This window comes from Microcystis sp. M144S2 (assembly GCF_020246065.1).
Classification (GTDB): Bacteria; Cyanobacteriota; Cyanobacteriia; order Cyanobacteriales; family Microcystaceae; genus Microcystis; species Microcystis ichthyoblabe_A.
In genome coordinates this window covers 29,137-43,897 of the sequence record NZ_JADBTR010000044.1, presented here as the reverse complement: position 1 = coordinate 43,897, position 14,761 = coordinate 29,137, and the positions used below count along the sequence as shown (strand labels likewise).

At 41.9% G+C, this 14,761-nt stretch carries 14 protein-coding genes and 1 pseudogene; 6 read left to right on the top strand and 9 right to left on the bottom strand.

What is annotated here, in order from left to right; genetic code table 11:
• Window positions 1–433 precede the first annotated feature (433 nt).
• Window positions 434–784, bottom strand: a pseudogene (locus tag IM462_RS05855) (helix-turn-helix domain-containing protein); the annotation flags it as partial.
• A gap of 49 nt (window positions 785–833) precedes the next feature.
• On the opposite strand from IM462_RS05855, the gene IM462_RS21180 reads away from it, so the two are divergent.
• Window positions 834–1,076 (top strand): hypothetical protein, encoded by a 243-nt coding sequence (locus IM462_RS21180; RefSeq protein WP_407069729.1) that lies wholly within the window; start codon window positions 834–836, stop codon window positions 1,074–1,076.
• Between the two features lie 138 nt (window positions 1,077–1,214).
• On the opposite strand, the gene IM462_RS05850 is transcribed toward IM462_RS21180, so the two are convergent.
• Window positions 1,215–2,642, bottom strand: a complete 1,428-nt coding sequence (locus IM462_RS05850) for a glycosyltransferase family 2 protein (RefSeq protein WP_287703549.1) — start codon at window positions 2,640–2,642, stop codon at window positions 1,215–1,217.
• Window positions 2,643–2,853: 211 nt separating this feature from the next.
• On the opposite strand from IM462_RS05850, the gene IM462_RS05845 reads away from it, so the two are divergent.
• Window positions 2,854–4,089: a bifunctional sterol desaturase/short chain dehydrogenase gene (locus IM462_RS05845; protein WP_046660776.1), complete on the top strand. Its 1,236-nt coding sequence runs from the start codon at window positions 2,854–2,856 to the stop codon at window positions 4,087–4,089.
• Between the two features lie 261 nt (window positions 4,090–4,350).
• Here IM462_RS05845 and IM462_RS05840 read toward each other — a convergent pair whose 3' ends face one another.
• Window positions 4,351–5,295: an NAD(P)-dependent alcohol dehydrogenase gene (locus IM462_RS05840; RefSeq protein ID WP_287703548.1), complete on the bottom strand. Its 945-nt coding sequence runs from the start codon at window positions 5,293–5,295 to the stop codon at window positions 4,351–4,353.
• A 2-nt stretch (window positions 5,296–5,297) separates the two neighbouring features.
• Window positions 5,298–5,684 carry a hypothetical protein gene (locus IM462_RS05835; RefSeq protein WP_287703546.1) on the bottom strand — a complete coding sequence of 129 codons (387 nt, stop codon included), beginning with the start codon at window positions 5,682–5,684 and terminating at the stop codon, window positions 5,298–5,300.
• 752 nt (window positions 5,685–6,436) lie between these two features.
• Between IM462_RS05835 and IM462_RS05830 the strand changes: the two genes are divergently transcribed.
• Entirely contained in the window at window positions 6,437–6,967 is a 531-nt protein-coding gene (locus IM462_RS05830) for a universal stress protein (protein ID WP_287703544.1), read from the top strand.
• On the opposite strand, the gene IM462_RS05825 is transcribed toward IM462_RS05830, so the two are convergent.
• Window positions 6,957–9,116, bottom strand: coding sequence for a ComEC/Rec2 family competence protein (locus IM462_RS05825; RefSeq protein WP_287703542.1), 2,160 nt, complete (start codon window positions 9,114–9,116; stop codon window positions 6,957–6,959). The genes IM462_RS05830 and IM462_RS05825 overlap by 11 nt on opposite strands.
• Window positions 9,117–9,170: 54 nt before the next feature.
• The gene (sppA, locus tag IM462_RS05820; RefSeq protein ID WP_287703540.1) at window positions 9,171–10,985 is read right to left on the bottom strand and encodes a signal peptide peptidase SppA; all 1,815 of its coding nucleotides are present in this window, start codon (window positions 10,983–10,985) and stop codon (window positions 9,171–9,173) included.
• A 170-nt stretch (window positions 10,986–11,155) separates the two neighbouring features.
• On the opposite strand from sppA, the gene IM462_RS05815 reads away from it, so the two are divergent.
• From IM462_RS05815 to obgE, 3 genes are all read left to right on the top strand, one after another.
• A complete protein-coding gene (locus tag IM462_RS05815; RefSeq protein ID WP_079206340.1) occupies window positions 11,156–11,377 on the top strand; it encodes a hypothetical protein in 222 nt (73 codons plus the stop codon).
• A gap of 206 nt (window positions 11,378–11,583) precedes the next feature.
• The gene (locus IM462_RS05810) at window positions 11,584–11,796 is read left to right on the top strand and encodes a hypothetical protein (RefSeq protein WP_287703537.1); all 213 of its coding nucleotides are present in this window, start codon (window positions 11,584–11,586) and stop codon (window positions 11,794–11,796) included.
• A gap of 44 nt (window positions 11,797–11,840) precedes the next feature.
• Window positions 11,841–12,869, top strand: coding sequence for a GTPase ObgE (gene obgE / locus IM462_RS05805; protein ID WP_002801904.1), 1,029 nt, complete (start codon window positions 11,841–11,843; stop codon window positions 12,867–12,869).
• A gap of 9 nt (window positions 12,870–12,878) precedes the next feature.
• On the opposite strand, the gene IM462_RS05800 is transcribed toward obgE, so the two are convergent.
• The 3 genes from IM462_RS05800 to rfbB all read right to left on the bottom strand — a co-directional run bounded on the left by IM462_RS05800 (window position 12,879) and on the right by rfbB (window position 14,756).
• On the bottom strand, window positions 12,879–13,244 hold the full coding sequence (locus IM462_RS05800; protein ID WP_287703535.1) for a KH domain-containing protein: 366 nt from the start codon (window positions 13,242–13,244) through the stop codon (window positions 12,879–12,881).
• Window positions 13,237–13,485, bottom strand: coding sequence for a 30S ribosomal protein S16 (rpsP, locus tag IM462_RS05795; protein WP_002780060.1), 249 nt, complete (start codon window positions 13,483–13,485; stop codon window positions 13,237–13,239). Before rpsP ends, IM462_RS05800 begins: the two co-directional genes overlap by 8 nt.
• Window positions 13,486–13,679: 194 nt before the next feature.
• Window positions 13,680–14,756, bottom strand: coding sequence for a dTDP-glucose 4,6-dehydratase (gene rfbB / locus IM462_RS05790; RefSeq protein WP_002801907.1), 1,077 nt, complete (start codon window positions 14,754–14,756; stop codon window positions 13,680–13,682).
• Window positions 14,757–14,761: the final 5 nt, after the last annotated feature.

Sequence of the window (14,761 nt, the reverse complement as noted above, 5' to 3'; positions counted from 1 at the left end):
ACGGAGTAGTAGACCTCTTGCATAAATCCGAAAACAAACGATAGAAACAATAATGGGAGGGACTTTCAGTTAATTATTTATTAGTAGTTGATAATCTTCAAAAATGTTGCTGTACAAGGATCGACTTAAGACTTTTGCAAGAGGTCTAGTAATCAGTGAAAGGCTGCAGCTCAATTTTATAGAAATATCTATATCATATTTTGGGCTTGTAGGGACGAATTGCATTCACCCTCTTTTAATAACTTCTGCTGCTGATTATAAGTGGGAGAAAGTCTCAGAGATGAGATGCACTCGATAAATATTGACTATATCGCCATATTTTTGCTTCTTTTTTGAGGTTTTGTTCTGTTCGACTCAATTGCTCAATACTTCATCGACAAGCAAATGGGAAACCATGTTACTTTTTCTCCAACTTTCTCGGACTCCTGTGGAATTTTTTGGGAAAACTTTGATTCAGTTTTTTCGTAATTCGCCCTAGGGTGGCTCTACTGACTTTAATCTCTGTCTTTTCATAGAGTAAGTTAGATAATTCTTGCAGGGTTGCATCCCTGTTAGCTTCGATGATTTCGACAAGAATTACTAATTGCTCACTATTTAACTTGCTTGGGGGACTGCCTCCCTGGGGACGAGGACGGATATCTCCAGTTTCTTGATATTGTTTCAATAACTTTTGAATAAAGCTTTTGGCCACATTAAATCTCTTGGCTAGTTCTCGAATAGAAATTTTTTCTTTTTCCCAGACATCGATAATTTTTTGGCGAAAATCTACTGAATAGGGTCTCATGTCTGCTCTGTCCCGCAATTATTTGTCTATTTGCCTTCTATTGTACCTCATGGCTCCAATAATTGCCATATTTTCAATGGTAGCGATCAATCTTTGTGTCCTTTGTGTCTTTGTGGTTCGTTCCATTCGCTCCCCCGCAGGACTGTATCTTAGAATACATTCAAACCCAAGAGAGCCATCAGCTTTTTTCTCCCTACTCCCCCTAACCCCCAACCCCGATTTAGATAAAAAAAACTGGAGCGAGCGCTTTTCGCTACCCCAGTGCTGTCACGGAATTCAATTCTGTATCTAAATTAACACATTATTGGCAGCAAGCATGATTAAGGAAATTGGAAATTTTTCCAAGAGGGGCTTGTAAGGGCTGTAACCTTTACTAACAGGGGATTTCAAGCCTGATAAGGCCAAAGTTTTTGGAGTCTATCCTCAAAAATTAAACTTCGGCACTGAGATGTTCCCCCAGATGAACGGTTTTCACCCATTTCAAACGTTTAGGACGCAAAGCCATCCGCAGGCTGACACTGGGAATAATAATAAACCAGTGCATCATATAAATCATGCCGCGAATGGTTTGAGCAAGGATGTCTAAACCGAGAGCGAAAGTGAATTTTTTACCCCTATTAACCCGGATTAATCCTGTCACCATCCCCCAGAGAGAAAGGGAAAGAGCCAAACCAGTTAAAGGCGTTAAAATCGGGGATTGATGCTGGGTAATTGTGATTAAAAGATCGGGAATAGCGGCCGCAGGTAAGATATATTGAACAATCAAAAAAGCAATTAAATCAAACTTTTTCGGCCAAGGCATGGGAGACTTTAAAATCGCTTTCCAATAGTCGAGATAACGCTGAAAACCACCTTCGGCCCAACGATTGCGCTGATGCCATAAAGCGATCGCGGTTTTCACCCCTTCTTCCGCTACTGCGGGAAAATTTAAGATATTAATTTTCCAATTATCGATATGGAGACGAATAGTTAAATCAAGATCGTCGGTGATCGTTTGTTCATTCCAACCCCCGCAACGATTTAAGGCACTACGACGGACAAATTGACCATTTCCGCGCAATTCTCCGATCCCTCCCACCGCGATCCGTTGCTGTTGGAAACAGCTATCAAAGATCATTTCTACCGCTTGTCCTTTTGTCCAGAAGTTTTCGGCGGCATTGGCGATCGCTTTTCGCACCTGTACCGCACCCACTTCTCGATCGTCGAACATCGGCACCACATGACGCAGTAAATCGGAGGATAATCCCGCATCGGCATCGAATACACCGATAATTTCCCCGTTAGTTAGGGATAAAACCTGATTCAAGGCGCCGGATTTGCCACCTCCGGCATTAGCAGCACGATGGAGAATTTGTAATTGGGGATATTCTAGAGCCAGGCGATCAAGAATCGCCCCCGTGTTATCGGTGCTATAGTCATCGACGATCCAAACTTCCAATTTATCTTGGGGGTAGTCTAGATGACAGAGATAATTAACCAGTTTCGTGATTACGGTTTCTTCATTTTTGGCCGCTACTAAGAGAGAAACCCTGGGGACAGAGGCTAAATCCTGATCCAGTAAGGGAATTGGCGGCGTTTCCGGTTTGGTGAACAGCAGCCGCAAAGCTTGCCCCGATAGTACCATAGTTAGGGCGATAATCGCCCAATAACCCCAACTCAGCCAATGAAGTCCGATAATTATTGTCCAGATCGCCATGAGGCTAAAAGCCGCTTTCTGTCTGCGTCCCGATCGGCCTTGAAAAATTTCGCTCCTAAATTCGTCCTCCTCGTCTTCGGGATCGGACCAGTCAGATAGGAGGGAACCAATCGGGTCTAATTCTTCGTTATCATCCTCTCGCGACCAATAATTTTCTGCCATAATCGACTCAGGTTAAGTAACTGTTCAAGTAGACGCTTATTTCTTGCTTTATTTTACCGAAAATTGTTAAAATTTTTAACAGAATCTTAAGTTTTTTCGGGAAATAAACCCTAGTTTTTCAAGCTATTGGCTTTTTTTTCCCTATAAATGCGCTTTTTCGGCTAAGATTGCTTTGTTTACATTCGTTGAGAAAATTTAACATTTATCCCCTATGTCAAACCTGCTCCTCTGTGTCGGACTGATTTGTGGCTCAATTATTTGGGTGGAGATCGTGCGTGATTGCTATCATGCTCTGGCCCACCATTGGCAGCCCCTTTATCGTCTGCACGTCTGGCATCATCGGGTTTTTCGTCCCGATCTGTCGGTAATGAGCGAGGAAATTTATCGTCGGGCCCACTGGTACAATGATGTACCGGAGGCCTTGGTTATGTTGGCTGCCAGTGTTTTACCGGTACTATTGGCCTACTCTTGGGGGTTCGATCGCCCTTGGTTGGGTTGGTTAGGTTCCCTTTATACTTTGGCTTTTCTCAGTACGGCGATCGGTCGAGGTTTAGGTATCGCCAATCTGGAGGAATTAACCGATTTAACCCATCGTCCGGGGCAATTTGAGAGTTTCCCCGCTCAATGGCGCGTTAATCGTACCTACCACTGGCGACACCATTTTGATAACCAAAAGGCTTATTATTGTGGAACTTTCACCTTTATGGATAAATTGATGGGGACGGCTCTTTCTCTCAAGGGTAAAACGATCGCCATTACTGGAGCGAATGGAACCTTAGGGCGATCGCTGTTAAAGTACCTACAACTGAAGGGAGCCAAGGTGATCGCGCTCACTTCCGGGGAGAATGCGATCGCTATTGAAATTAACGGCGAATCAGTACCTGTAAAAACCGTAAAATGGCAAATCGGTGAAGAAACGCAACTTGAGGACCTATTTAAGTCTGTAGATATACTGATTTTAAATCACGGCGTTAATGTCCACGGCCAAAGAACCCCAGAAGCGATCGAATTAGCCTACCAAGTGAATACTTTTTCCGTCTGGCGTTTAATGGAATTATTCTTCAAAACTGTCCGCACTAACGAGCAAATTGCCCGCAAGGAAGTCTGGGTGAATACCTCGGAAGCGGAGGTTAATCCTGCCTTTAGTCCCCTCTACGAACTCAGTAAACGGGCGATCGGTGATATGATTACCCTGCGTCGTTTAGATGCCCCCTGTGTGGTAAGAAAGCTAATTCTTGGCCCTTTTAAGAGTAATTTAAATCCTGTGGGTATTATGTCCGCCGATTGGGTGGCTAAACAGATTATCAAGGCGGTACAAAGGGATAGCCGCAATATTATTATTACTATTAATCCCTTGACTTTTATCACCTTCCCAATTAAAGAATTCTCTGTTTCTACCTACTTAAAACTATTTACTCGTTCCCCAAAAAATCGGGAAAATCCCTAACTATTTAGGGTTTGCAGCAAAAAGTTTGTTGGTGGGGACAGGGTGTGGGGTGTGGGGTGTGGGCTTCGGCCGTGAGCTCAGCCGAACGGGTGTAGGGTTTTACCCATTTTCAGGGGGTTAATTACCTAATTTTCAGGGAAAAAGTCCAGGGATTTTCCCCCCGATCACTCCCATATCTGGTACTTTTTGATTAACAAAAGGTCTAAAAGTGTTACCCAACAAGGTTTTCAGATTTATTCAGCAAACCCTAACTATTTATCCTTAATCGGGGATTAAGACTATTTTTCCGCGCACTCTTTCCGATTCACTATAATTATGAGCTGCTGCCACCTGGGAAAAAGTATAGGTGCGATCGATTCTAACAGTTAATTTACCCGATTCGATCGCTTCTTTGAGAAATTGCCAGTCGGACGCTTGTGCTTGAGCAAAAAATATCACTTTCCCTTTTTGTGGCAACCAAGCACCGAGATAATTTAGGAGGATAATTCCTGGATTTGGTAGGGTGGTTATATAGGTGCCTTGGGGTTTTAAAAGCTGACGACAGTGCCAAAAAGAAGACTTAGCCACAGCATCGAAGATTATATCATATTTCTGCTCAGTTTTTCTCCAATCTTCTTGGGTATAATCGATAACTTTATCTGCTCCTAAAGAGGTGACATAATCGATATTTTTACTACTACAAACTCCATCTACTTGTGCGGAGAAAATTTTTCCTATCTGCACAGCAAAGCTACCCACTCCTCCCGATGCACCATTAACTAAAATCCGATTTCCTGCTTGAATACCGCCAAAATCGCGCAAGACTTGCAAAGCGGTAGAAGCAGCTAAAGGAGTGGCGGCAGCTTCAATAAAACTCTGATTATGCGGTTTTTTAACTAATAGGGAAGCGGGAATAATTGCATATTCAGCATAGGTTCTACCGGGTAATTGATTGACAAAACCAAAAACCTCATCTCCGATCTGGAATTGTTCCACCTGACTACCTTTTTCAACGATAATTCCCCCATAATCAAAACCTAATTGCAGGGGAAATTTATTACCTGTGGCTATTTTGAGCATCCCCCGACGAATCTTCCAATCAATCGGATTAATTCCCGCTGCCATAATCTTAATTAATACTTCTTTCCCTTGGGGAATTGGCTTTTCTATGTCTGTGTATTGGAGAACATTACTATCGCCATAGCGATTAATGATAATAGCTTTCATAATTAAGAAAAAAGTTGATAAAATAGTAAGGGAGCAAAAGTAATGACCAAGAGAACAAAAATCCAAACTCGTCCCGCCAAAAGATTATAATCTTGCCCTAATCTTGACCAAGAGTGACCAGCGATAAAATGACCGAACAGAAACTCAAAACCCACTGTTAATACTAACCAAATTAAACCGATAGTAATGGCTTGACCGGAGGATTCTAGACCCCAAAAATAGACAAGAGTGCCAATATAAAGACTAAAAAAGAGGCTGCCTGTCAGGGTAGAAATTTGATGAGCGCGTAGTTCATCGAGATATTTTCCGTAGGTGGTTTCCCTGAGAATACCGTTACTAATTCCTATTAAGACCATTGGGAGCCATGCGACAATGTAGCGACTAATCATAGCTGTTGGTTTAGAACTCGCTCTAATCGTATTATATACTGCAGCTGTCCTTGGTAAAGGCTGCATCTCAATTTGGTCGAAATATCTAGATGACATTTTGGGCGCACGCAGTTCGATAAATCACTGACCACGGTGCGCCCCTACCATTGGCGCAATCATATTATTTATTGTAGGGGCGAATTGCCTTCGCCCTCTTTGAATAACTTCTGCTGCTCACCATCGGTGAGAGAAAGTCACAAATAGGAGATGCAGCCTTGTCAAATCTCTCAAGGCAGGGCAGCAGGAAGTGGGGAGCGGGTTTTTAAAGTTGGATCTAGAGTTAATCGTCCTATTAAAAACGGATTTGGGGTTAAAAAGGGAAAAAAAGGCGTGTAAAAGGACTGACATTTATAAATACAATGTATTTGTAAGAGGTTTACACGCCCGGACAGCTTTAAACATCCGCTTTCAATCTATAATCCCCCATTAGCGCCAATATAGATGTAATCTCGATCCTCTTCTGACTATGATTTGTATCAACAAATGATGGGCGCTTGGAGCAGAACAGGGAGGTGACAGTAGGGTAAATTGTTAATTTTCTTGGTAATTCAGCTAGATTATCCGAAAAATGTCACACTAGAGGTAGAGGAGCGTCAACTATCAATCATCAGCTTTCAGCAATTTTTGACTATTTCCCCAGAGTATTGCTGGCAGCCGATGGGAAAAAAGCAACTTCAACCCTGAAGTTATCTGCTATCGAGGAGGTTAATTCTATGAATAATACGGAAACACTCTCAGTCGATCGGGATACCAACAAACTCTATAATAAAATTCTCGTGGCTGTGGATTATCAAGATGTCACTCCAGAGGTGTTGAATGCGGCCATCCTCTTAGCAAAAACCTACGCTAGTGAGTTGCGGATTATTTATAGTCTGTCTAAACCTTTGATTCCCTACACGGAAACTTTTATTTATGGTAATCTGATCGGTTATGGTGGCGGTTATCCCTCCGATATGATCGCCTTAGAACAACAAATCACCGAAGAAATGCAGGCAGAATTACAGGCTTGGTTAAACGGTTTAGTCGATCGAGCTAAGGAAGATAATATCACGGCCAAGGCTGATTATTATATCGGTGATCCAGGGCAGAAAATTTGTCAAGTTGCCCAGCAAGAGGGGATAGATTTAATTATTGTTGGTCGTCACGGTCGATCGGGTTTATCTGAGTTAATCTTAGGTAGTGTCAGTAATTATGTGGTGCATCATGCTCCTTGTTCGGTTTTGGTAGTACACATCACTCATTAATTAGAAAAGGTTGAAATCCATTTTTTGCTGTCCATTGAATCGCTCCATCTCTCCCGGTCCAGTAAGTCTTAATCCTAGCCTTTCTCAGTTGATTTCTGGCATTGCGGGAGAGATTGTTAGTGACAGCGATCGCTGTTTGTGGTCGAATTGACTCTAACCATTGTTTATCTAGATTACTTCCCTGCCATAATAACACTAGGGGGCTGAATTCTTGGGATAAATTAACGGGAATTTTCGGGTTGACAATCCATAGCCAAGATTGATTTTTTACCTGAAATTTAAATAAATTTTTCTCGAGCAATTGTCCAGTAATTTCACCAAGATTAAATTTTTCTGACTGGGATAAATTAATAGTTTTTTGGATCGGTATATCCTCACTGATAGTTGAGAATTGCGCCGAATTATTGACGGTTATTGCTCCTTGTATTTGATTAATTCCCTCCTGTCGCAAAAAAGGTAAAACTGTATAACGTGCTGTGGCAGGTTCTTCCCCATTAATTAAGAGAGTATTTCCTCGATTTTGAATAATTATTACCGGTTGCGATTTGGTGGCTAAAACTGTCACCTGAGTTAAAGTAAAATGCTGATAAATAATCGGTATTAAAATTACAGCGAGGATAAATAACCCGATTAAATGCCACCGTTGACGAAACCAGAGATTAAAGCAGATTAAGGTAAGGCAAATATAAATAATTAACATCACTCCTAAAGATAATTTACCTGTGGAGTAGGTACTAAAAGGAAGCCGACTAAAAAAGGTGGTAATTTGCAGTAATAACTCTAGAGGGTAATAGAGAATACTAGCGCCGATACTGCCCAAAGGGGGATAAATTAAGCCTAAAAAAGCAGTAAAAACTCCTCCTAAACTAATTAGGGTAATTAGGGGAGTTGTGATAATATTAATGGGTATATTATAAAGAGTGATCGAGTTAAACGTAAACATTAATAAAGGCATAGTCCAGAGAGTGGCAGCTAGACTAATAGCTATAGGTTCAGCGATTAAATTAGGGAAATAGTCAATTTTATTTTTCAGTAAAGGAACGGTAATAATTAATCCCAAAGTTGCCAAAAAACTTAACTGAAATCCTAAATCCCAAATCCAGAGAGGTTGCCATAATAATAGAATTGTAGCCGCTAGTAACAGGGAACCTAAACTATTAACTTGTCGATTATAAAGCAGACCGATTAATGCCCCAATTCCCATCAAAATCGCCCGCAGAACTGAAGGTTGTAACCCTGTTAAAGTTCCGTAAATTATTAAGATAGTAAGGGCAATAATAAACTGTTTTTTAGGGGATAAATTGCGAGTAATAGTTAAAACAAATCCCAACAAAATAGCCACATGAAAGCCAGAAGCTGCTAAAATGTGAGCCAATCCAGTTTTAATAAATAAATCAGTGATTTTTGCTGGCAAATTAACCGCTTGTCGTCCGAGAGTAATTGAACTTAATAAAGTGCCTTTTTCTTGCCCTAGTCCTTGAATTTGTGCCTCAACAATGCGCTGACGAATCTGCCAAACTCCCCAAGTCGGTGACTTTTTATCAATAATTATCTCCCCTTTTAAACCAGCAAAAGCACCCCGACGCGCTAGATAATTAGCAAAGTCAAAAGCATTGGGATTATTGGCACGACGGGGACGATAAAGTAATCCTTTAACTGTTATTTCTTGTCCGGGATAAACCTGATTTTCTGCTAGATTGGGGAGAGTAACGTAGAGTTTACCCTCGGATTTTTTTGTGGGTAAATTCCTAAGGCTAAATTCCTTTACTTCTAACCAAAATTGTAAATTTTCTCGGCGATTGAGACGAATTTCTGATCTAATACTGCCCGTGATTTTAATAGAGTTAACCACATTATTTTTTAAAAGATGACTGATATCGTTTGCGCTGGGGTAAGGAGTGCGAATTTCCAGATAAACAACGGCAAATATAGCTATTAATCCCGCTATCAGCCAAATTTTTTTCGGGGGACTTTGCCACCAAAAACGACGGATAAAAGTTGTGGTTAACAGGGTAATTAAACCAAGAATAACAATTCTAATTACCACTTCTTGCCATCGGTTTAACTGGGGACTAAAATCTAGCAGACCTGTAGATAATAATCCCAGAATATAGGCTAAACCAAGAATAACGCTATTAGGGCGATTCATAGAAATTTTTGTTAAAGAATTTCAGAATTAGCGGGCATTATTTTTACCTAAGTATCAGCGAAAATCGAGATTAAAAAGTAACTTAGCGTAAACACGATGGGGATCGTTAAATGTAGGTAACTTTAATAATTCCTGCTGAAAATTTTGCCATTCCTGCGTCAAAGGATGATTATTTTTAGTGAGAGGAGGAAGATAGGTTTGCAAGAAATTAGAGAGAAGTTCTTCTTGCCAACTTTGCGATCGAGGATATTCTTGAAGACTCCAATCATCCCCTAATTTAGCTGTTTTGGCTGCGTATTGTACTGCCACTTCTAGACCACCAATTTGATCAACTAAACCAATTTTAACCGCATCTTTTCCCGTCCAGACACGACCTTGGGCCAGAGTTCTAACCTTGTCTGGGGATAATTTTCGCCCCTTGGCCACCGTCTCGATAAATAAATCATAGAACCGATTAACTGCCCCTTGATAAATTTCTAATTCTTGGGGATTTTTCGGTCTAGTAATAGTAGATATATCGGCTAATTGTCCAGTTTTTACCGTATCCCAATCGATGCCATTATTATTAGCAATCTTCTGGATATTTAACAATAATCCAAACACACCTATCGAACCAGTAATTGTATCATTATCAGCAAAAATTCTTTGACCCCCCATGGCGATCCAATAACCCCCAGAAGCTGCCACATCACCCATAGAAATAATTACCGGTTTGGTCGCATCTAAACGCTTAATTTCCCGCAGAATCACCTCAGAAGCGGTGGCACTTCCCCCCGGACTATTAATCCGCAAAACTACCGCTTTCACCTCCTCCTTCCCCTGTAATTTTCGCAGTTCTTTCGCCAATTTATCCCCACCGATTTGGCCTCTATCTCCCTGACCTTCTACGATTGTCCCTTCTGCATAAACTATCGCTATTTGATTGCTACTATCTCCCCCCTCATCATCGAGAGAACTAGCATAATTAGCTAAAGAAATTTGCGAAAAAGAGCCAGAATTTTCCTCCTCATTAGTTTTATTTTTTGCTTCTCCCGTCAACTCTTTAGCTAAAACAATTACTCGATCTAAATAGGCCACTTCATCAACAAAACCCGCCTTTTTCGCCGTGGTTGCTTCCAGAATACCTTGAGTATCAGAAATAGTTTGCACCTGTTGGGGGGTTAAATTACGACTTTTGGCCACTGTGGAACTATAGTTAGACCAAATTGTATCGAGTAGGGTTTGCAGCTGCTGACGATTCTGGACACTTAAATCCTGACGCGTATAGGGTTCCACTGCACCTTTAAAAGAACCCACTTTTACCACTTGTACCCCCACACCATACTTTTCTAGTGCATCGGCAAAAAAGGTTTGTTGACTACTTAACCCATTAATTTCCATTCTCCCCACGGGGTTAATAATCACCTTTTCAGCAACGGAAGCGAGATAATATTCCTTTTCCGTCCATTCCACATCGTAGGCGATAATTTTTTTACCTGATTGGCGAAAATTTGCCAAAGCTTGCCGCACTTCCGTCAGGGTAGCATAGCCATATTCACCGACATTGTTGCGACCGTAGAGTAACAGACCGACAATATTATCATCAAGGGTGGCCTTTTCGATCGCCGCTATCACCTGTCGCAAATTTAAAGTGGTCGTACTCTCACCGGTCAAACTATCGGCTAAACTGGAACTAGGGGGAGCATCGCTGATATTGGTGGCCAAGTTAAAAACTAAGACCGATTTTTCCTTAACTGAGGAGCTATCGCTAGAAATAAGCAAGGAAAGCAGTAAAAATGCTAATCCTCCCACACCTAAGACCGAAAATGCCAATAATCCCAATAAAGTTCCCAAGCAACTAGCGAAAGTTTGTTTAAAAAACTGGCCCATCGGTTTTCATCTGCTACTAATTATCCTGTTTCCTATTGTAGGGATTCCCCGCCCAGAAACAAGTTTTTTCTTTCCGAACAAATGTACTAAAAACCTTGGAGATAGTGACTGGAGTTGTGAAGTGTCAAGGGATCGGCTAAGATGATGATAGACAATTTCCAGTTAAAGAGATGAATCAATTAAAACCCAAACTTGTCAATTATCCAGATTGGGATCGAAAAGAGCAAATTAAACGAAATCGTTCGGCTTTGGCTATCTTAGAACAAAGACGACAAAAACGGTCACAAATAACCGATAAGCAAGACCAAGAAATTTCCCAGTCTTTCCTCAATTTTCAGACTGCGATTGATAATGATCGTCCTTTGGGTTCAAAGCTTTATAGCCAAGGATGATCGTCTTTATCGATTCGGGGGTTTTGGGTTGATTAACTCATCCTAAAAAAGCGGGTAAACTGGGAAGATTGGCCTTATTCACTTTTGTCTAAGGGTGCTTATGTAGTTAGTTCCGATAGCTGTGATTATGAAGTCAGAAAAAGCCTATTATTAGAATCGGTCAAGAAAAATTCCTTTAATAGCTAGATAATTTAGATACCGAGGTGATGTTAGAATCGTCACAAATTTGGGTAGAAACTCGAAAGATTGGCCAACAAACGGCTGATAATTACAATATTGACGTAGATATTATTATTCTTGCTCATTGGCAGTTATTAAAAAAACAAGATCCGAGCCGTTATCTAGTCATCGCTACTACCAATGTCAAACATTTTCGGGGATTTGCAGAAGCTTTAAATTGGCAAGATATTAACATATAACAGCTTTAAGCTTGATCATTTTTTCACTTTAACTACTTAATCTTATGCAGTTTATTGATCGCGCCGAAATAGAAGTGGAAGGGGGTAAGGGAGGTGATGGAATTGTCGCTTTCCGTCGGGAAAAATACGTCCCCGCCGGCGGTCCGGCCGGAGGTAATGGGGGAAAAGGTGGTTCGGTAATTTTTGTGGCCACTCAGAACCTGCAAACCCTGCTAGATTTCCAGTATAGTCGCTATTTTAAGGCCGATGACGGTAAACGGGGCGGCCCCAACAACTGCACCGGAGCCAACGGGAGCGATCGCATTATTAAAGTTCCCTGTGGTACAGTGGTTTACGATCTCGATAGCGAGGAAATTATCGGCGATTTGGTCACTCCCGAACAGACTTTAATCGTGGCTGCCGGGGGAAAAGGGGGATTAGGCAACCGCCACTTTTTAAGCAATAATAATCGCGCACCCGAATACGCTTTACCCGGTTTAGACGGGGAAAAACGCCATTTACGCCTAGAATTGAAGTTATTAGCGGAAGTGGGCATTATCGGGCTGCCCAATGCGGGAAAATCCACCCTAATCTCGGCCGTTTCCTCTGCTCGTCCCAAAATCGCCGATTATCCCTTTACGACTCTCATTCCTAACTTGGGAGTGGTACGCAAACCCACGGGAGATGGGACGGTATTCGCCGATATTCCTGGATTAATCGAGGGAGCGCACCTAGGAATCGGCTTAGGACACGAATTTTTACGCCATATCGAACGCACACGCCTGTTAATTCATCTTGTCTCCTTGACATCAGAAGACCCGATCGCCGATTATCAAATTATTCAAGGGGAATTAGCCGCCTATGGTCGGGAATTGGAAAAGCGATCGCAAATACTGGTTTTCAACAAAATTGATGCTGTGGACGAGGAAACGATAGATAACTACCAAAAGCAGTTTGCTAAAATAACCAATGCCGAGATTTTGACTATTTCCGCCGTAACAGGAGCCGGATTAACGACTTTACTCGCCAAAGTTTGGCAGCAATTAGAGCAACTGGAGAGGGTCGAGGTTGAAACCCCTTCCCTGTTTTCCTAAAATCGCTCGTTAGTTGTTGAGCTGCCGGGGTGCGGGTGGTCGGCGATTGCTCGGTCTTCTTTCCGTACCTTCAAAGTTACCATTAGAACGACGGGTGCGGCGCTGTTCGCCTTCATTTTCGGCCGCATAGACTTCTAGATAAAGAGAGCGACCCGCACTCGCGGCCGCCATTTCTAGGGTAGTTCTAATCGCCTGTAAATTACGTCCTCCCCGGCCGTAAACTTTGCCTTTATCGGCATCATCGAAGGCTACACGCACCCAAAGACGTTCATTTTCCTTACAGCGCTCGATATCCAATCTCAGTCTGGCTGGATCTTCCAAAAACGGCTCGATCATAAATTTCACCAGTTCGAGATAATTGGGGGTACTAGGCATTGATTTTCTCGAAAATTTTCTGTTTGGTGAGAATGCCGCGCACGGTGTCCGTCGGTTGCGCACCTTGTTGTAAGCGTCGGATAATCCCTTCTTCATCCAGACGTACTTCATCGGTGCGGGGATTGTAAAATCCTAACTCCTCTAGGGGACGACCATCGCGACGACTGGTGCTAACGGCCGCAACGATACGATAACTGGCTTCGCGTTTTTTACCAAAGCGTTTTAGACGTAATTTGATCATGGTTACTCAAAAATTCTCCTTTCCGATTCTAACTCATCCAGGCGGTATTTCCACAAGTGGCGATCGAGGGAACGGTGGGCAGCCTTTCGATATTATTGAAAATAACGCCGATATCTTAATAGTGAGGTACAAGGTTTGAGGGTGTTAGTTTTGGCTAACACACCCAAAATTAAGATTAAAGTTTTTACCCCTCTCTAACCGTAAACTTTCCCATAATACTCTTGATATTCTTTGGATAACAAAGGTTGCCACCAATCCCGATGATCGAGATACCATTGAATGGTTTTTCTTAATCCCCCCTCTACGGTTTCTTGAGGTTGCCAACCTAATTCGGTGCGAATTTTACTGGCATCAATAGCATACCGGCGATCGTGTCCAGGGCGATCCTTGACAAAAGTAATTAAATTCTGAGCAGGTTTCACGGGTAAATCGGGAGCTAATTCATCCATTAACTCACATAACATCCTGACTAAATCGATATTTTTGACCTCATTATTTCCGCCAATATTATAGGTTTCTCCCACTTTTCCCTTGTGAATAACTGTATCTAAAGCTTGACAATGATCCCGCACATATAACCAATCTCGAACATTTTGACCATCACCATAAACGGGTAAAGGTTTACCCAAAAGAATATTAATACACATCAAAGGAATTAACTTTTCTGGGAAATGGTAGGAACCATAATTATTAGAGCAATTAGTAATAATTGTCGGCATTCCGTAGGTATGAAAATAAGCTCTCGCTAGATGATCACTCCCCGCTTTTGAGGCAGAATAGGGACTATTAGGAGCATAGGGAGTAGTTTCGGTAAAAGCCGGATCATCTACTCCTAAACTGCCATAAACCTCATCGGTGGAAACGTGCAGAAAACGATAGTTATCGGGTTGATGATTACTTAACCAATGTTGCCGAAAACTTTCTAATAGAGTAAAAGTTCCCACCACATTAGTCTGCACAAAAGCCCCAGGTCCAAGAATCGATCGATCCACATGGGATTCGGCGGCAAAATGGGCAACTGTATCGATATTTTCACCAGCAAATAATTGATCAACTAAAGCTCGATCGCAGATATCCCCTTGCAGAAAACGAAAATTCTTTCTATCTTTCAGTGTCGCTAAATTATTCAAATTACCCGCATAGGTAAGAGCATCGAGAACAATGACACGATCCTCAGGATAATTCTCGCACCAATGATGAACAAAATTCGAGCCGATAAATCCCGCTCCACCAGTAATTACTATGTTTCTAGCTTGATTTTCTGTCGCCATGGCCA